Origin of the sequence: Bradyrhizobium yuanmingense, from assembly GCF_900094575.1 — a bacterium.
Classification (GTDB): Bacteria; Pseudomonadota; Alphaproteobacteria; order Rhizobiales; family Xanthobacteraceae; genus Bradyrhizobium; species Bradyrhizobium yuanmingense.
Genome location: NZ_FMAE01000005.1, coordinates 647,037 through 664,424, shown reverse-complemented (window position 1 = coordinate 664,424; position 17,388 = coordinate 647,037). Strand labels below are relative to the sequence as shown.

Below are 17,388 nucleotides of genomic sequence, written 5' to 3'. Positions count from 1 at the left end.
AACCATTCGATCCTTGCCCGATTCGCTTCCACGGTTTAACCGGGCGGCATGGGAAAACGAATCGTTCCGCCGGAAGAACCGGCTGAAATCCACGAGGTGCCGCTGCGTGAGGCGCTGGAAGAGCGCTATCTCGCTTATGCCCTCTCCACCATCATGCACCGTGCGCTGCCGGACGCGCGCGACGGCCTGAAGCCGGTGCACCGGCGCATCCTCTACGGCATGCGCCTGCTCAGGCTCGACCCCGGCACGGCCTTCAAGAAGTCGGCCAAGATCGTCGGCGACGTGATGGGCTCGTTCCATCCGCACGGCGACCAGGCGATCTACGACGCCATGGTCCGCCTCGCGCAGGATTTCTCCTCACGATATCCGCTGGTCGACGGCCAAGGCAATTTCGGCAATATCGACGGCGATAACCCCGCCGCCTACCGCTACACCGAAGCGCGCATGACCGACGTCGCGCGGCTTCTGCTCGAGGGCATCGACGAGGATGGGGTCGAATTCCGCGCCAACTACGACGGCCAGTCGAAAGAGCCCATCGTGCTGCCGGGCGGCTTCCCGAACCTGCTCGCCAACGGCGCGCAGGGCATCGCGGTCGGCATGGCGACCTCGATCCCGCCGCACAACGCCGCCGAGCTGTGCGACGCCGCGCTGCATCTGATCGAGAAGCCCGACGCGAAATCCAAGGCCCTCTTGAAATGGGTCAAGGGGCCGGACTTCCCGACCGGCGGCATCATCGTCGATTCCAAGCAGGCGATTGCGGAAGCGTACACGACCGGCCGCGGCTCGTTCCGCGTCCGGGCGCGGTGGACGCAGGAGGAGGGTGCGCGCGGCACCTGGGTCGTCGTCGTCACCGAGATTCCGTTCCTGGTGCAGAAGTCGCGTCTGATCGAGAAGGTCGCCGAGCTGCTGGACCAGAAGAAGCTGCCGCTGGTCGGCGACATCAGGGACGAGTCGGCCGAAGACGTCCGCATCGTGATCGAGCCGAAGTCGAAGAACGTCGATCCGGCGCTGATGATGGAATCGCTGTTCCGCCTCACCGAGCTCGAAAACAAGATTCCGCTGAACCTCAACGTCCTGATCAAGGGGCGCATCCCCAAGGTCGTGGGGCTCGCGGAGTGCTTGCGCGAATGGCTCGACCATCTGCGCGACGTGCTGATCCGCCGCAGCAACTACCGCAAGGCGCAGATCGAGCACCGGCTGGAAGTGCTCGGCGGCTTCCTGATCGCATACCTGAACATCGACAAGGTGATCAGGATCATCCGCACCGAGGACGAGCCGAAGCCTGAGCTGATGAAGGCGTTCAAGCTCACCGAGGTGCAGGCGGAAGCCATCCTCAACATGCGCCTGCGCTCCTTGCGCAAGCTCGAGGAGATGGAGATCCGCACCGAGGACAAGAACCTCCGCGCCGAGCTCAAGGGCATCAATGCGGTGCTCGCCTCCGAAGCCGAGCAGTGGAAGAAGGTCGGCGAGCAGGTCGGCAAGGTCCGCGACATGTTCGGACCGAAGACACCGCTCGGCAAGCGTCGCACCACCTTCGCGGATGCGCCCGAGCACGACCTCGCCGCGATCGAGGAGGCCTTCGTCGAGCGCGAGCCGGTGACGGTGGTCGTCTCCGACAAGGGCTGGATCCGCACCATGAAGGGGCATGTCGAGGATCTCTCGGGCCTTGCCTTCAAGCAGGACGACAAGCTCGGCTTCGCCTTCTTCGCCGAGACGACCTCGAAGCTCCTGCTGTTCGCCACCAACGGCAAGTTCTACTCGCTCGACGTCGCCAAGCTGCCGGGCGGCCGCGGCCATGGCGAGCCGATCCGATTGTTCATCGACCTCGAGCAGGAGGCCGCGCCCGTCGCGCTGTTCGTCAACAAGGGCGGCCGCAAATTCCTGGTCGCCAGCCACGAGGGCCAGGGTTTTGTGGTCAACGAGGACGATTGCGTTGGCACCACCAAGAAGGGCAAGCAGGTCCTCAACGTGGACATGCCGAACGAGGCCCGCGCGATCACCGAGGTGACGGGCGACACCGTCGCCGTCATCGGCGAGAACCGCAAGATGCTGGTCTTCCCGCTCGACCAGGTGCCGGAGATGGCCCGCGGCCGCGGCGTGCGCCTGCAGAAATACAAGGACGGCGGCCTGTCCGACGTTGCGGTATTCGACGCCAAGGCGGGCCTGACCTGGAAGGATTCCGCAGGACGCGAATTCTCCGCGACCATGAAGGAGCTGGCGGAGTGGCAGGGCACGCGCGCCGACGCCGGCCGCCTGCCGCCGAAGGGTTTCCCGAAGTCGAACAAGTTCGGTCGAGTGATCGGGTAGGGCACTGGCCCCAACTGTCGCCGCAACGACGCTGTCATGCCCCGCCTAGTGCGCAATTGCGCACGGGGGCGGGGCATCCAGTACGCCGCGGCTTCTCCGTATCCATCAGCTGTCTCTGGAATACTGGGTCGCCCGGTCAAGCCGGGCGGCGACAGCGCGTGTTGTGCTCTCTGCTCCACCGTCATTGCGAGCGCAGCGAAGCAATCCAGAATCCCACCGCGGAAAGACTCTGGATTGCTTCGCTGCGCTCGCAATGACGAGCTGCGCCAGCCTCGCTCTCCAACTCTAAGTATGTGCATCCTGCAAACGCGTGGCAGCTAGCTATGAGCGCATACGTGTGGGCACGAACATTGCTTTTTTCCTGCTGAACGCAAACGGCTGGTCAAAAGGCAAAAACACCCCAATGCTCAAACTGAAGACTTTCATTCCCGCGCTGTTCGGCCTTGCGCTGGTGGCGGCGCCCGCGCATGCGGCGGGCAATCTCGTCGCGGTGCTCGAGGCGGAGATCGTCACGCTCGATCCGCATTTCTCCACGGCCTATATTTCGCGCACGTTCGGCTACATGGTGTTCGACACGCTGTTTGCGAAGGATGCCAAGGGCGACATCAAGCCGCAAATGGTGCAGGACTGGAAAGTCTCGCCCGATGGCTTGACCTATACGTTCACGCTGCGCGACGGCCTGAAATGGCACGACGGCCAGCCCGTCACGGCAGCCGATTGCGTGGCCTCGCTGCGTCGCTGGGGCACCCGCAGCGCACTCGGCCGCCGCATTTTCGCGATCACGGCTTCGCTCGAGCCGGTCGATGCGAAAACCTTCGTGCTGACGCTGAAGGAGCCGTCCGGCCTCGTCATCGACGCGCTCGGCAATCCCGTCAGCCCGGTCGCTTTCATGATGCCCGAACGCATCGCGAGGACGCCCGGCGACCAGCGCACCACCGAGATCGTCGGCTCCGGCCCGTTCGTCTACAGCAAGGCCGACCACCGCACCGGCGACCGCATGATCCTGAAGAAGTTCGGCGACTATGTGCCGCGTCCCGAGCCCGCGGACTTCCTGGCCGGCGGCAAGCGCGTCAATGTCGACACGCTCGAGGTCCGCGTCATTCCCGATGGTGCGACTGCCGCCTCTGCGCTGCAGGCCGGCGAAATCGATTTCATGCAGTACGCGCCGTTCGATCTGCTGCCGCAGCTGGAGAAGAACACGCGCGTCAAGCTCGTCAACTTCACCGGCGGCAACATGTTCGCCGGCGCCTACCGTCTCAACGCGGCCTCGAAGCCGTTCGATGATCCGGAGATCCGCCGCGTGCTGTGGAAGCTGGTCGACCAGCGCGAAGTGCTGGATGCGCTCGGGCTCGACGCCAAATACGCCACCCCTTGCGCGACCTACTTCACCTGCGGCACCACATACGAGAGCAAGGCCGGCACGGAAGCCGCCGCAAAGCCCTCGATCGAAGCGGCGAAGGCTGCGCTGAAGGCGACCAAATATGCCGGCGAGCCCGTCGTCGTGATGCAGGCCAACGACCTCGAAGCCCCGCGCGTTTCGGCGCAGGTGCTCGCCGAGCGGCTGAAGGCTGCAGGTTTCAACGTCGATCTGCAGGTGATGGACTGGGCGAGCGTGCTGGCGCGCCGCGCCAAGAAGGAGGGCTGGAGCGTCTATGGCGTCCACGCCGGCGGCTTCGACCTCGGCTCGCCGCTGACCAATGTCATGGTTGCCTTCAACTGTGCCGACTTCACCGGCTGGCAATGCGATGCGCGTATCACCCCTCTGATGGAAGCCTTCGCCAAGGCGCCGGCCGAGGCGGACCGGAAGAAGATCGCGGGCGAGATCCAGGCCGTCATGTACGATCAGGCGCCCGGAATCCCGTGGGGCCAGTTCGCGCAGCCGGCCGCCTATCGCGCGACTTTGCGCGGTCTGATACCGTCCGCCATCCCGGTGTTCTGGAACGTTGAGAAGTAGCGCGATGTACGATGTCATTGTTGTCGGCGGCGGCTCCGCCGGCGCCGCCGTGGCCGCAAGGCTCTCCGAAGATCCCGCACGGCGCGTCCTGCTGCTCGAGGCGGGGCTCGACTGGCGCGCCGACGAGGCGCCCTGGGAGGTGCGGACGCCGAATCCGATCCCGATCATCCACAAGCGCGAGTACCAGGAGAAATGGCAATGGCCCGATCTTCTGACGCGCCGCGTCGCTGGGCAGGAGCCGCGCTTCTACTGGCGCGGCAAGGGGCTCGGCGGCTCGTCGATGATGAACGGCCAGATCGCGATCCGCGGCGTTGCCGATGCGTTCGACGAATGGGCGGCCAATGGCTGCACCGGCTGGTCGGCGAAAGAGGTGATGCCGCTGTTTTCGGTGATCGAGGACGATCTGGAATTCGGCGATGTCGAGGGCCACGGCCGCGGCGGGCCACTGCCGGTCTACCGCGCGCCTTTGCAAAAGTGGGGTCCGATCGACCGCGGCTTGCGCGATGCGGCACTTGCGAGCGGCTATCCCTGGTGCGCCGACGTCAATGGTCCGGACGGCGAGGGCGTTGCGTGCTACCCCATCAACAGCCGCGACTTGCGCCGCATCACCACCAATGAGGGCTATCTCGAGCCCGCACGCGGGCGCGCCAACCTGGAGATCCGCGGGCATGCGCTGGTCGATCGCGTGCTGATCAGCGACGGACGGGCGACCGGTGTCCGCGTTCATGTCGAGGGGCAGGGCACCCAGGAGATCAGCGCCCGCCAGATCGTGCTGTGCGCCGGCGCCATCCACAGTCCGGCGATCCTGCTGCGCTCGGGCATCGGGCCGGCCGAGGAGTTGAAGGCAATGGGGATTGCTGTCACGCGCGATCTGCCGGTCGGCCGCCATTTCTTCGACCATCCGCTGTTTCGCGCCACGATCCAGCTCCGGGACGAGCTTCGTCCCACCGATCCGGATACGCGCCACACCAATTGCTGCGTGACCTATTCCTCCGGCCTCGCCAATGGCGGCAAGCGCGACATGATCCTGATCGCCTTCAATCATCGCGGCATCGGGAACCCCGGAGCGATCGGCGCGGGGCTGTTCAACGCCTATTCGCGCGGGACGCTCAAGCTGGCCTCGACCGATCCTGCAATCGATCCGGTCGTCGAGGAGAACATGCTGGCCGATCCGCGCGACATGCTGCGCATGATCGATGCGGTGAAACGCCTCGCGGTCATCACGTCGCAGCCGGCGCTGTCAGGCATCGCCGACTGGATCAGGCTCGCTGACACGGATTTGACGCTGCCGCAGGCCGCCAGCCTGCCCGATCACGAGCTCGACGCGGTGCTGCGCCGCGAGACCGGCGACATCCAGCATGCCGCCGGCAGCTGCCGCATGAGCGGCGGGAACGACCCGGATGGCGTGGTCAACCCCGACGGCACCGTGAAAGGGATCGGCGGCTTGCGTGTCGCCGACGCCTCGATCATGCCGTCCGATTGCCGCGCCAACACGCACTTCACGACGGTGGTGATCGGGGAAGCGATCGCGCGGATGATGATGCGGTAGCCGGCAGCCGGGATTCAAGACGCATTGTGTTGAGTCATGCCTGCGTCGCGGAAGATGGGCGAGTGGCGGGACCTAGACTCAATTCAACGTTGCGCGACATCGTTCCTACCAATGTTGAAAGCCTCCGACGAATATCATCAGGAACGTTTGCGCGCGGCTTCGATTGGCATGTCATCGTCAATCGGAGTTTGAACAATGCGAAAGACAATCTTCTCAGTAGCCATGTGTGCGTTGCTTGCTGGCGCGTCGATCGGGTTCGCCCATGCGCAGGCGGGCGGAGGTGCCGGAGGCGGGGCAGGCGCAGGTGGAGCGGGCGGCGCAGGTGCGGGCGCTAGCGCCGGGGCCGGAGGAACCAGCGGCGGAACGAGCGGCGCGGCGGGTGGAACAGGAGCGGGCGATGCAGGTACCGGCAGTTCGACGGGATCCAGCGTAGGCTCCGGCGGCGGCAGTGGCGCAGGTTCCGGCCAGGGCGGTCCTCAGACCATCCGCCCGGGCGGCACAAACGATCCAATCCGACGCTAACAAACGTCGGCGCTTACGACGTGAATAAGGGAAGGCTGCTGGGTTCGACTCAGCAGCTTTCCCGCGGCATCAGCGAGCCGGCCCAAGGTGGAACGGGTCTATGGACTGAACAAGCTGCGGAGAAACCGCTCCTTTTCGCCGGGCGCATAACCTTGAGAAGCGCCGAAATAAGATTCAGTGGCGCCAGGATAAGCTGAGGTTTCCGGGGGCGGCGCGTAGGCGAAGCCCGAAGCTGGACCGGACGGGACCATACCCTGACCGGAATGGACAATCGCGTGCCGCCGGTGTGGATGACGCGCCTGTGCGGCGTCGGCAGCGCCGACCAAGGTGATCAGAAAACTGAAAACCAGAAGGAAACGCATCGCTGTTTCTCCAAACGCCCCCTGCTTAGGTGGCGTTCGGCCGCGGCGTTCCAACTCATCCTGGACTCACGATTAGTCACGTCCCTGGCATCAGATCATCCCGGCCATCCGCAACGCCACGCCCGCCGCGCAGCTGCCCGCCAGCACCGTCAGCATGCCGAGCTTGAACCGGAAGATCGCGGTGGCCGCCGCGATCGCCAGCACCAGCGCCGGCACGTCGACGCTCCTCAGCACCGGCATGTCGAAGTTCAGCGGAAACGCATGCACCGGCACGGTCTCGCGGAACAGGATGTGCAGCGCGAACCAAATCGACAGGTTGAGGATCACGCCGACCACGGCGGCGGTGATCGCGCTGAGCGCGCCGGCGAGGCCCGCGTTGCCGCGCAGGCGCTCGATGTAGGGCGCGCCGACGAAAATCCAGAGGAAGCAGGGCATGAAGGTAACCCAGGTCGCGAGCAGGCCGCCGAGCGTGGCCGCGAGCATCGGCGACAGGCCGCTAGGGTCGCGATAGGCCGCCATGAAGCCCACGAATTGCAGCACCATGATCAGCGGGCCCGGCGTGGTCTCGGCCATGCCGAGACCGTCGAGCATCTCATGCGGCTTGAGCCAATGATAATGCTCGACCGCCTGCTGGGCGACATAGGCCAGCACCGCATAGGCGCCGCCGAACGTAACCAGCGCCATCTTCGAGAAGAACAGCGCGATCTGGCTGAACACATTGGCCTGACCCAGGGCCATCAGCAGTGCGATCACCGGCACCAGCCAAAGCGCCAGCCACAGTGCACCGACGCGGATCGCGCGCGCCGTGTTGGGCCGGACGTGATCGGGCACGGCCTCGCCGAGCATGCTGTCGATCGCAGCGCCGCCGCCATGGGCGTGACCGGCCGGCGCGAATTCCGGACGGCCGCTTCGGGCGCCGGCATAACCGATGAGGCCGGCGGCGATGATTATGATCGGGAAGGGGACCGCGAAGAAGAAGATCGCGACGAAGGCCGCGGCCGCGAGCGCGATCATGATGCGGTTCTTCAGCGCGCGCTTGCCGACGCGCACTACCGCCTCGACGACGATGGCGAGCACGGCCGCCTTGAGCCCGAAGAACAGCGCCTCGACGAAGCTGACATTGCCGAAGGCGGCATAGATGTAGCTGAGGCCCATGATGGCGATGATGCCGGGCAGGATGAACAGCCCGCCCGCCATCAGCCCGCCGGCGGTGCGATGCATAAGCCAGCCGACATAGGTCGCGAGCTGCTGCGCCTCAGGTCCCGGCAGCAGCATGCAATAGTTCAGTGCGTGCAGGAAACGGCCTTCGGAGATCCACTTCTTCTCCTCGACCAGGATGCGGTGCATCACCGCGATCTGGCCCGCGGGCCCGCCAAAGCTCAGGCAGGCGACACGGAGCCAGACGCGGAAAGCTTCGTTGAAGCTGATGCCGTGACCGGCACCAGCTCCCGCTTGATCGGCGCGAACGTCCATTACGCCTTCACCTTGTTGGTCGGCCAGTTGTGAGTCTCGGTGGTGGCGTCGCGGCACCAGCGGTAGAAGGCATCATAGAGCAGCATGCCGGCCTCGAGCTGCTCGAGGTCGTCGTCATACATGCGCGACAGCCCGAGCGAGGCCGCGAGCAGGCCGGGCGCCTCCGGCGCGAGGTCGGGTCGCGCGGTGTCGGCGCCGCGCACCAGCGTCGCGAGGCGCAGCAGGGGCGGAGTCGCGATGCCGAACTCCTCGATCATCACGTCGAAGGTGCAGAGCTCGCCGCGGTGGCTCCAGAACACGTTCTCGATGTCGAAGGGCGCTGCGCCGAACCGCTCGCCGACGGCGACCACCTCGGACGGCGCGACATAGAGGAACACTGCGTCCGGATCGACGAAGCGGCGGATCAGCCACGGGCAGGCGATGCGGTCGACCTTCGGCCGCGCCCGCGTCACCCAGACGGTGCGCCCCTTGGCATCCCGCGGCGGCAGCTTGCGGGCGTCGACCAGCGGCAGCTGGGCCGCCTTCCAGCCCTCGAAGCCGCCCTCCAGCGTTTCGGCCTGCGCGCCGAGCTGGCGTAACCAGGCCGCGGTGCCTTGCGCGAGCTTCTCGCCGCGGAGGCAGGAGACTACGGCGCGGCGGCCGGCGAAGGCGCCGCCCCAGTCCGCCACGTTGTCGTGGCCGAGCTTGATGGAGCCGGGAATCAGCCGCCGGTCGGCGGCGAAATCCTGCTCGGTGCGCACATCGATCAGAACAGGCGCATTCGCCGTGCCGATCAGCCGTGCCATTTTGTCGGATGAGATGGTCGTGAATGTAGACATGATGCGTCCTCGAGAACCAAACGGGACGCGATGCTTGGGCCTGTCGCCTCGTGGGGAGATCGCTCAAATCCCCATGGCGCAGATTACAGCGAAACTAAGAAGCACTGTCAATCCGCGGGACGATTGGTCCTTAGAAAATTGGTGCCTGCCGTCTATATTGGAGGCCAACAGAGCTGAATCTTCTGGAGAATTCGATGCATTCCCATTCCATCGAACAATGGACCCATGACCACGCCTTCCTGGGCGAGAAGCACGACGACAACGAGCGCCGCACCTGGTTCGTGGTCGTGCTGACGCTGGTCATGATGGTCGGCGAGATCGTCGCCGGCTCGCTGTTCGGTTCGATGGCGCTGCTCGCCGACGGCTGGCACATGGGCACCCATGCGGCGGCGCTCGGCATTGCCGCCTTCGCCTATCGCTTCGCGCGGCGGCATCTGGGGAATGCGCATTTCACCTTCGGCACCGGCAAGTTCGGCGATCTTGCCGCCTTCGCCAGCGCGATCATCCTCGGCCTGATCGCGGTCGAGATCGCCTATGAGAGCGTGCTGCGCTTGATCAATCCGGTGCCGATCGTCTACGGCGAGGCCATGGCCGTGGCTGCTCTCGGCTTGGGCGTCAATCTCGCCAGCGTGTGGCTGCTGCGCGACAGCCACGATCATCACCACGGCCATGGCCATGCGCATGATGACCACGCCGAGCATGACCACGAGCGCGATCATCACCACCATCAGCACGACAACAACCTCCGCGCGGCCTATGTCCATGTCATGACCGATGCCGCAACCTCGGTGCTGGCGATCGCAGCGCTCGGCCTTGCCATGTATTCCGGCTGGGTCTGGGCCGACCCGGCGGTGGGTCTGATCGGCAGCGCCGTGATCGCGAGCTGGGCATTCGGCCTGATCAAATCATCGGGTGCGGTGCTGCTCGACGTGCGCGCCGACGAGAAGCTGGAGCGGGTGATCCGCGCCCGCATGGAGGTCGGTGAGGATCGCGTCACCGACCTGCATCTCTGGCAGGTCGGCCCCGGCCATTGTGCCGTGCTGCTCTCGGTGGTGTCGGACAAGCCGAAGCAGCCGGCCGTCTACAAGCGGCGGCTCGCCGGGCTGAAGGGCCTCAGCCACGTCACGGTCGAGGTCGAGACCTGCCCGCATTAGCAGTGAGTGAACGTGACTTCGCGCATGACGAGAAGAAGTTTGCGTTTTCATTTTGAGTTGTCGCGAGTGCGACCCACGCGGGCGTTTCGCAAATCGTGATCTGGTTCATAACCGAGCGGCCAGCTGCGCAGTATGGATTGACGTGCGCTCGATGAGGACGTGCGTGCGCTGAGTTCGCAACTGCCGGGCAAGGTCCGGTCAACATCAAGGTAGTGAAGCAGTACCGGCCTTAAGGGCCATTCACCTGAGAGCCCGGTCAGCGGAGGCCGGGCTTCGGAGAGACGAGCAATGGGCCTCGTGCAGCAGGACACCGTGGTCCTCTTGGTCGACCTCGTCGAGTCCGTGCGTCTGATGCGGGAGCATGAGGCGTCCGCGGTGCGTCGATGGACCGACTTCGTCCAACTTGCCACCGGCCAAATTCTGCCGCGTTATCGCGGCGGCCTCGTGAAGAGCCTCGGAGACGGGCTCATGGCCCGCTTCGAATCCGTGCGTGACGCCGTCAATGCCGCCGCCGAAATGCACCGGAGTATCGCCGTTCAGAACACCGGGCGGCCTGAAGATCAACACTTCCAGCTTCGTGCGGGGATCAACTCCTCCACCGCCTGGAGTGACGGCACTGACATCTATGGCACCGGCATCAACCTCGCAGCCCGGCTCGCAACTCTTGCCGGTCCCGGTGAAACCATCGCCAGCGAGGCCGCGCATGAGCAACTGGCGACAGCTCTTGCCAGCCTGGCCAGTCCGGGGGAGACGATTGGCAGCGCTGCGGCGCGCGACGAGCTGACGCACGGAGTGGATGCGCTGTGCGAAGATTTGGGCGACTGTATCCTCAAGCACTTTGACAAGCCGGTTCGCGCCTACCGCGTTGGTCCGGCCAGTCCACACCCAAGCCTCGCAGCTCGGCGAGACTATGGAACTCCCATGGAGCCGACGATCGCCGTCATCCCCTTCGACGCGCGCAAGGACGCGGAGGAGCATCTCGACGTTGGTAACCTGATCGCGGACAGCGTGATCTGGTGCCTCTCCAGATCGGCGAACCTCAAGGTGATCTCGCGTCTGTCGACCAACATATTTCGCGGCAGGGTCAGCGATGTGGCGGAAGTATCGGCGCATCTCGGTGCCACCTACATTCTCAGCGGCAGCTATGTGGTCGATGCGGACCGGATTCTGGTGACGGCGGAGCTGTCCGCGGCGCGAACCAATCAAGTCGTCTGGACCGACCGCCTGAGCGGCAATATCGGCGATCTGCTGCAGCCGGAGAGCGAACTGGCTCACCGCATCGCCGCTGCAGTGCATCTGTCGGTCTTCGATGCCGAGGTCGAGCATATCCTGACCCAGCCGTTACCGACGCTAGAAAGCTACTCGCTGCTGCTTGGCAGCATCCGCCTGATGCACCGGTCGAGCAGGGAGGAGTTTCTCCAGACCCGGACGGTGCTGGAGGAACTGATCAATCGCCACGGCCGAATAGCTGCCCCGCGCGCCTGGCTCGCCAACTGGTACATCCTGCGCATGACGCGCGGCTGGTCCGAGGACCGCAAACGCGAGGCCGCCGAGGCCTTGAGCGCCACTCGCGCGGCGCTCGACCGTGACCCGTCCGACGCGCTTGCGCTTGCGACCGAAGGCTTCGTCTATTGTCACATGTTGAAGGACCTGGACGCTGCCCGAAAGCGGTGCGAGCAGGCCGTCGATGCCAACCCCAGCCACGCGTTGGGCTGGCTCTACCGGGGCACCGTCGACGCCTTCAAAGGCGACGGCGAGGCAGCCGTGGACGCAACGCGGCGCGCTCTGAAACTCTCCCCGCTCGATCCGCAGCGGTATTATTTCGAGTCCCTGGGCGCCACGGCGCTTCTATCGGCGCATCGATACGACGAGGCGGAAGAGCTCGCGCGCTCATCTCTCATTCTCAATCGCATGCATCCGTCTACGTGGCGGGTCCTCGCTATCGCACTCGTTTCGCAGGGACGGGTCGCGGAGGCCCGCGAAGCCTTGGGCAAGATGTGCGAGCTCGAGCCGCATTTGACCCTAGATCGATACATCGGGCGCCTCCCCAATGCGCATCTCGAAACAGGCAGGCACTGGGCTCGCTGCCTCGAAGTGGCAGGACTACCGACGACAGGCTGACTAACCTCATACCGACTTGTTTTCATAAGGAGGCAGGCAATGGCTCAACTAGGCGGGGCGGGAGGAGCAGGCGGCGCAGGTGGTGCTGGCGGAGCCGGCGGCGCAGGGGGGGCAGGAGGTGCAGGCGGAGCGGGCGGCGCTGGAGGGGCCGGTGGGGCGATAATTGGCACACTCGGCGACGTCTGGGCCAATCCCATCATGGTGGATGCACTCATCCACGCTCGCGAAGGGACAATCGTTGTTCCGGAGCGACCGACCTCTCCGTATTTTTACTACTACGCGCCGGCCTTGCCGGCGATCGAAGACCCAGCCCAATTGGATCGCTGGGAGCCGTGGGTGCGCGCCTACACAGCGGTCGGGGAGATGCTGCAGGGCATCACCCTTCAGGTGTCGGGCGCCGATCCGAACGCATTCCTGGTTCGCTCGTCCGCATACGTGATTGCGGAGATAGGGCGTCCGGTCCAATCGACGTTTCAAGACCAGATTGAGATGGTCGTGAGCTGGGCCGAGCTGCGCAACGAACGCGCCACAGAAATCATGGCGCAGATCGATCCCCAGTATGCCTTCTGGTCCTCGATCGTCTACCTGCATCCCGAGAGGACCAGGCGGACATTCGAGCTCATCAACATGGTCCTGCAATTCTGCGTTTACGTGGAAATGCGCTTCAAGCATGCGCTGGGGTGCTCGCGTCCCGTGGAATACAACGCCCAGGTTCAGCCGATGATCACGACGCCGGGACACGGAAGTTTCCCGAGCGGACATGCGACGCAGGCTTACGCGGTAGCCTACGTGCTGAAACGGCTATTGAGCCTGCACAAGACGACATCCGGATTCCCGGAGATCGTCGAGCAGCTCGACCGGCAGGCCGCACGAATCGCAACCAATCGGGTCGTGGCCGGAGTCCATTTTCCAGTCGACAGCATGGCAGGGCGGATGCTGGGTATCGCCTTGGGCGAGTACTTCGTCGGCCGTTGTCTCGGGAGCACGGCAACCAAGAGCCGCAAATTCAACGCCAGCCACGCCGACAGTAACTCTCGCACGGATTTCAATCCCTTCCATGCTGACCAGGCGCTCAATGCCAACAAGTTCTATTCGGAAACCACAGGAGGGACTGTTACGCAGTCCCTCCTGATGAAGGAACTATGGGACAAGGCCTACTACGAAGTTTCGACAAGATTTCCGTAGGAAACACGTCCCTGCAACCGAAGTGGAGAGCATTCCATGGCCGAGGAATTGCCGAGATGCTTCGACCCGTACCTCCGGTACGCAATCGCGAGCGAATTTAAGAACTTCGATTTTTTCGACGAGCAGGAGTCCAAGCTATTTCTGTTCGTGGAGCTTAAGCACGCCGGGCTGGCCGATAATTTTGTGAGAGCCATGAGTCCTAGTGACTTCGGCGCCGAATTCGGGCTGACCAGCCCGAACTCGCGATATCTGACCATGCGGGCTTACATAAGGGCTGTCGAGAAGGACAGTTTCCGGGCGTGGGACGACAACGTATCCCGGGTCGAGCTGTCCCTCCCGTTGAAGCCGACGGCCATACAAAAGGGTGCGCAGCGCAACAGGTCCGCGAGCGAACAACCACCGACACCTCTCCTCATCGGCGTGATCGACGATGGCTGTCCGTTCGCGGCCGCTCAGTTTGTCAAAAGGATCGCGGGTGTCGCATCCGGGACACGCGTGCGCGGTGTCTGGGATCAGAACGAGCACGCAGGCCGAGTCCCGATCCCGGTAGGTGCCGACGTCTTTGGCGAGAAGCCGTTCGATTTCAATTACGGCCTCGAGTTCCTTCGAGACTCCATATCCGGCGTGGTTGGGCTCAACGACTGGATCCAGTTGCACAAGAGGGCAAACACGATCGACGAGGATGGCTGCTACGCGCGTGGAGGTTTCAAGACCCTCAAGCATCAGGCCTCGCATGGTGCACATGTAATGGATGTCCTCGCCGGACGCATTCCGCTCTCGGCACGCATCGCGCGCCGCGATCCGCCAAGTTGGCAGCCCGGAGATCCCCTGACCGATCCCGCTTGCGAAGCAGATATCGTGTTCGTGCAGTTTCCCGAGAGCTGCCTTCGTGACGCGACCGGCGTCTGGCTGAAGGGTTACGTCGCCGATGCAGTCGATTACATCATGTCATTTGTCGATTCTGGCACAACGAACGTGGTGATCAATGTCAGCTACGGGCCGACAACCGGACCTCACAACGGCACGTCGGAGCTCGAGGGCAAGCTGAGGGAGCTTGTCACCCACTATGACGGCGTTTCCGTAAGTCCAAAGCTCGACGTCTTCCTGCCTGCCGGCAACAACTATCTGAGCGATGGGCACATCCATTTCGTCAGGCAAACCATGGCAGAGCCCGACCATGTCGAATGGACGTGGCGCCTTCCCCCCGACAATACCGTGCTCTGCTTTGCCGAAGTCTGGATGAAGAAGAACTGCACGGACAATGTCATTGTTACGCTCACCTCGCCCGGCGGTCGTAGCTCCTCGTCGACTGCCGGTCCAGCGCCTCCCGGTCCCCCACCCCCGCCGCCCGCTGCACCGGCGCTTCCGCCCTATACCGGTGCGTATGCCCCCGTTGACTGGGGTGACAATAGGGTGTGGCTGATTGCGGTCGAGCCCACCATCGCGGGAGCCGGCATGGTGCCCGAGCATGGGAATTGGAAGATCAAGGTGGAGGGCATCGAGTTGGGGAGCGAGGTTCATGCCTATGTGGCACGTACCGATCCGAACATGAACATGCGCACGGGTGCGAAGCGTTCGTACTTCATCGACGCCGGATGGGAGGCGGGCCGCGCGGCCGAGGCCGGCTGCACGTATGCCGGTGGGGAATTTGACAAGACCGGCTCGCTTGTTTCTCGCCTGGGCACCCTCAACGGGATCGGTACGGACAGCGTCGCGGGTGTGCAGGTGGCCGGCGGCTACATTCTGTCGGCGCCGAAACGCAAGTCGCCTTATTCGTCGGCGGGCCCCGTACGAACCGGGCCGCTCCCGCGGCGAGTTGGTCCCGACTATGCGCTGTTCTGCGACGAGTCAGATGCTCTGCAGGGTGTACGTGCCGGGGGCAATCGAAGCGGCGTGGTGTTTCGGCTCATCGGTACCAGCGCCGCCGCGCCGCAGCTGGCGCGATTGGTTGCGGATCGGCGACCGTTGACGGTGCACGATGCTCCAGCCAGCCCTCCGGACGAGAAGCGAGGTGATGGCGATCTCTATCCGCCGTGATGTGGGCGAAGAGCGCGCCAGCTGGAAGGGCATCCGATCGGGGCAAGCGTCAATCCGGCCGCCGCCGGCCTCGATGCAGAAGATCGCCGACAGGCTCGCCGTCGTGCTGGTGCTGGCGGGGTTGGTGAAGGGCAGCTTTGCAGCGCTCGAGCGCTTCACGGCGGCGCAATGGGTTGCCGGCGTTTATCTCGGCATCGGCGGCGGCGCGCTCGCCTTCATCCTCTGGGTCATGGCGCTGGCGCGGGCGACGCCGACCCGGGTCGCCAATACGATGACGGTCAATCCGATCGCCGCCGCTTGGCGGCGCTGCTGATCGGCGAGCCGATCAAACCCAATCTTCTGGCCGGGCTGGTCGCGGTGTTCGCCGGCATCGGGATTGCGACCAGCGAGTCGAAGGTGGCTTAGCTCTTCGGCGCGGTTGCTGTCGGCGGGCTCGCCTCCGGCGTCTTCTTCGGTTTCAGCGTGCCGGCATAGAACGAGACCAGCCAGACCAGGAGGATCGCGAGCAGATAAACGCCCCAGGCCTGCGGCGGCGTGGTCGCCCAGCGCACGAGGTCTTTGAACGTGCGGGGCGGGCTGTTATCGTCGCTCATGGCCCGCTTGTGCGCGAAAGCTCAGATCTGGTCAATCTGGCCGCCGCCCGGTGCGGATCAGGAACAGTGCTGCCAGCGCCGAGAGGCTGAGCGCGGATGAGACGATCAGCACCTTGGCGCCCATGAGGTCGATGAGCAGGCCAAAGGCGAGCGGCGCCACCGCCTGCGCCATCCGTGCCGGCGCGCCGATGATGCCGAGGCGATAGCCGAAATCCTTCGGGCCGAAGATCGACAGCGGCAGGGTGCCGCGGGCGATCGTCAGAATGCCGTTGCCGGAGCCGTGGAACAACGCGAACGCGCTCGCCGCAGCGCCGCCGAAAATCGCAACGATCACGGCGCCGAGCGGGTGGGTGAGGCTGGCGAGCCGCGTCGACCACAGCGGATGGAAGCGGCTGAGGAAGCCGGCCTCCAGCATGCGGGCACCGACTTGCGCCGGCCCGATCAATGCGCCGGCCGCGATCGCCTCGGCTGGCGTCGCCCCCATCGCCTCCAGGATGCGCGGGAAATGCGCGGCCATCGCGCCGGTGACGGTCCAGACTGCCGCGAAGATGAAGGCGAGCAAGATCATCGTACGATCGAGCGGCACATGCGGCTTCTCGGCAGTGGCCGCCGCCTGCTTGGCGCCCTTGATCGCCGGCAACATGAAGAAATTGAGCGGCAGGCCGATCAGGATGTTGGCGGCGGCCCAGGCGAAACAGGTTTCGCGCCAGCCGATATGGGCGAGGCCCCAGGCGGTGAGCGGCCAGCCGACGGTGGAGGCGAAGCCCGCCATCAGCGTGATGCCGGTGATCGACCTGCGCGCCTCGCTGCCGTAGATGCGCCCCAAAGCCGCGAAGGCGGCATCGTAGAGCCCCATCGCCATGCCGATGCCGAGCACCAGCCAGGCGATCGCCATCACTATCACCGACTGCGATATGCCAAGCAGCACGAGGCCGGCGGCAATGGTCACGTTGGAGGCCGACAGCACCTGACGGCCGCCGACGAGATCGATCTGCCGTCCAATGCGCGGGCCCAGCATTGCGGAGATCACCAGCGCGGCCGAAAACGCACCGAAGATCCAGTTGGAGGAGACACCGAGCTCGCGCCCCATGGGATCGGCGAGCAGCGCCGGCAGATAATAGCTGGAGGCCCAGGCCAGAGTCTGCGTGGTGCCGAGCGCCAGGATGATCGGAAGCTGGCGCTGGGTCATGTCCTCGTATTTCTGATCGGCCGTGTCATCGGCGCATTTGCAGCTCGCGGCGAGAGCGCGTCAACCGCGTCTGCGGCATATTCGACCTGCTGCCGGCGGGGAGCCTTTGGGTTGTATGCAGACA

Annotated in this window: 13 protein-coding genes; 8 read left to right on the top strand and 5 right to left on the bottom strand. The window is 64.7% G+C overall.

Annotated elements, in window-relative coordinates; all coding sequences use genetic code 11:
- The first annotated feature begins 48 nt into the window (after window positions 1–48).
- From parC to GA0061099_RS20550, 3 genes are all read left to right on the top strand, one after another.
- Window positions 49–2,307: a DNA topoisomerase IV subunit A gene (parC, locus tag GA0061099_RS20560; RefSeq protein ID WP_036025511.1), complete on the top strand. Its 2,259-nt coding sequence runs from the start codon at window positions 49–51 to the stop codon at window positions 2,305–2,307.
- Between the two features lie 403 nt (window positions 2,308–2,710).
- On the top strand, window positions 2,711–4,261 hold the full coding sequence (locus GA0061099_RS20555) for an ABC transporter substrate-binding protein (protein ID WP_036025509.1): 1,551 nt from the start codon (window positions 2,711–2,713) through the stop codon (window positions 4,259–4,261).
- 4 nt (window positions 4,262–4,265) lie between these two features.
- Complete coding sequence (locus tag GA0061099_RS20550; RefSeq protein ID WP_074448004.1) at window positions 4,266–5,810, top strand: GMC family oxidoreductase; 1,545 nt, start codon at window positions 4,266–4,268, stop codon at window positions 5,808–5,810.
- Window positions 5,811–6,430: 620 nt separating this feature from the next.
- Here GA0061099_RS20550 and GA0061099_RS40150 read toward each other — a convergent pair.
- From GA0061099_RS40150 to GA0061099_RS20540, 3 genes are all read right to left on the bottom strand, one after another.
- Window positions 6,431–6,694 (bottom strand): hypothetical protein, encoded by a 264-nt coding sequence (locus tag GA0061099_RS40150; RefSeq protein WP_141697652.1) that lies wholly within the window; start codon window positions 6,692–6,694, stop codon window positions 6,431–6,433.
- Between the two features lie 90 nt (window positions 6,695–6,784).
- Window positions 6,785–8,167 (bottom strand): chromate efflux transporter, encoded by a 1,383-nt coding sequence (gene chrA / locus GA0061099_RS20545; protein ID WP_036025498.1) that lies wholly within the window; start codon window positions 8,165–8,167, stop codon window positions 6,785–6,787.
- On the bottom strand, window positions 8,167–8,985 hold the full coding sequence (locus GA0061099_RS20540) for a chromate resistance protein ChrB domain-containing protein (protein ID WP_036025495.1): 819 nt from the start codon (window positions 8,983–8,985) through the stop codon (window positions 8,167–8,169). Before GA0061099_RS20540 ends, chrA begins: the two co-directional genes overlap by 1 nt.
- A gap of 194 nt (window positions 8,986–9,179) precedes the next feature.
- On the opposite strand from GA0061099_RS20540, the gene dmeF reads away from it, so the two are divergent.
- The 5 genes from dmeF (at window position 9,180) to GA0061099_RS42115 (ending at window position 15,795) form a co-directional block, all read left to right on the top strand.
- Entirely contained in the window at window positions 9,180–10,139 is a 960-nt protein-coding gene (gene dmeF, locus GA0061099_RS20535; protein WP_036014991.1) for a CDF family Co(II)/Ni(II) efflux transporter DmeF, read from the top strand.
- A gap of 288 nt (window positions 10,140–10,427) precedes the next feature.
- Window positions 10,428–12,260 carry an adenylate/guanylate cyclase domain-containing protein gene (locus tag GA0061099_RS20530; protein ID WP_036025493.1) on the top strand — a complete coding sequence of 611 codons (1,833 nt, stop codon included), beginning with the start codon at window positions 10,428–10,430 and terminating at the stop codon, window positions 12,258–12,260.
- Window positions 12,261–12,458: 198 nt separating this feature from the next.
- On the top strand, window positions 12,459–13,445 hold the full coding sequence (locus GA0061099_RS20525; RefSeq protein ID WP_050995951.1) for a phosphatase PAP2 family protein: 987 nt from the start codon (window positions 12,459–12,461) through the stop codon (window positions 13,443–13,445).
- 36 nt (window positions 13,446–13,481) lie between these two features.
- Entirely contained in the window at window positions 13,482–15,482 is a 2,001-nt protein-coding gene (locus GA0061099_RS20520) for a S8/S53 family peptidase (RefSeq protein ID WP_036025491.1), read from the top strand.
- A complete protein-coding gene (locus tag GA0061099_RS42115; RefSeq protein WP_244429334.1) occupies window positions 15,460–15,795 on the top strand; it encodes a hypothetical protein in 336 nt (111 codons plus the stop codon). The genes GA0061099_RS20520 and GA0061099_RS42115 overlap by 23 nt, the downstream gene beginning before the upstream one ends.
- A gap of 88 nt (window positions 15,796–15,883) precedes the next feature.
- Here GA0061099_RS42115 and GA0061099_RS20510 read toward each other — a convergent pair whose 3' ends face one another.
- Together GA0061099_RS20510 and GA0061099_RS20505 are read right to left on the bottom strand one after the other, a co-directional pair.
- A complete protein-coding gene (locus GA0061099_RS20510; protein ID WP_036025490.1) occupies window positions 15,884–16,075 on the bottom strand; it encodes a hypothetical protein in 192 nt (63 codons plus the stop codon).
- Between the two features lie 31 nt (window positions 16,076–16,106).
- Entirely contained in the window at window positions 16,107–17,264 is a 1,158-nt protein-coding gene (locus tag GA0061099_RS20505; RefSeq protein ID WP_036025488.1) for an MFS transporter, read from the bottom strand.
- Between the last annotated feature and the right edge of the window lie 124 nt (window positions 17,265–17,388).

Excerpts from the sequence above, each read along its gene's own strand:
- parC (WP_036025511.1), top strand. The coding sequence starts at position 49 with ATGGGAAAACGAATCGTTCCGCCGGAAGAACCGGCTGAAATCCACGAG.
- GA0061099_RS20555 (WP_036025509.1), top strand. The coding sequence starts at position 2,711 with ATGCTCAAACTGAAGACTTTCATTCCCGCGCTGTTCGGCCTTGCGCTG.
- GA0061099_RS20550 (WP_074448004.1), top strand. The coding sequence starts at position 4,266 with ATGTACGATGTCATTGTTGTCGGCGGCGGCTCCGCCGGCGCCGCCGTG.
- GA0061099_RS40150 (WP_141697652.1), bottom strand. The coding sequence starts at position 6,694 with ATGCGTTTCCTTCTGGTTTTCAGTTTTCTGATCACCTTGGTCGGCGCT.
- chrA (WP_036025498.1), bottom strand. The coding sequence starts at position 8,167 with ATGGACGTTCGCGCCGATCAAGCGGGAGCTGGTGCCGGTCACGGCATC.
- GA0061099_RS20540 (WP_036025495.1), bottom strand. The coding sequence starts at position 8,985 with ATGTCTACATTCACGACCATCTCATCCGACAAAATGGCACGGCTGATC.
- dmeF (WP_036014991.1), top strand. The coding sequence starts at position 9,180 with ATGCATTCCCATTCCATCGAACAATGGACCCATGACCACGCCTTCCTG.
- GA0061099_RS20530 (WP_036025493.1), top strand. The coding sequence starts at position 10,428 with ATGGGCCTCGTGCAGCAGGACACCGTGGTCCTCTTGGTCGACCTCGTC.
- GA0061099_RS20525 (WP_050995951.1), top strand. The coding sequence starts at position 12,459 with ATGGTGGATGCACTCATCCACGCTCGCGAAGGGACAATCGTTGTTCCG.
- GA0061099_RS20520 (WP_036025491.1), top strand. The coding sequence starts at position 13,482 with ATGGCCGAGGAATTGCCGAGATGCTTCGACCCGTACCTCCGGTACGCA.
- GA0061099_RS42115 (WP_244429334.1), top strand. The coding sequence starts at position 15,460 with ATGGCGATCTCTATCCGCCGTGATGTGGGCGAAGAGCGCGCCAGCTGG.
- GA0061099_RS20510 (WP_036025490.1), bottom strand. The coding sequence starts at position 16,075 with ATGAGCGACGATAACAGCCCGCCCCGCACGTTCAAAGACCTCGTGCGC.
- GA0061099_RS20505 (WP_036025488.1), bottom strand. The coding sequence starts at position 17,264 with ATGACCCAGCGCCAGCTTCCGATCATCCTGGCGCTCGGCACCACGCAG.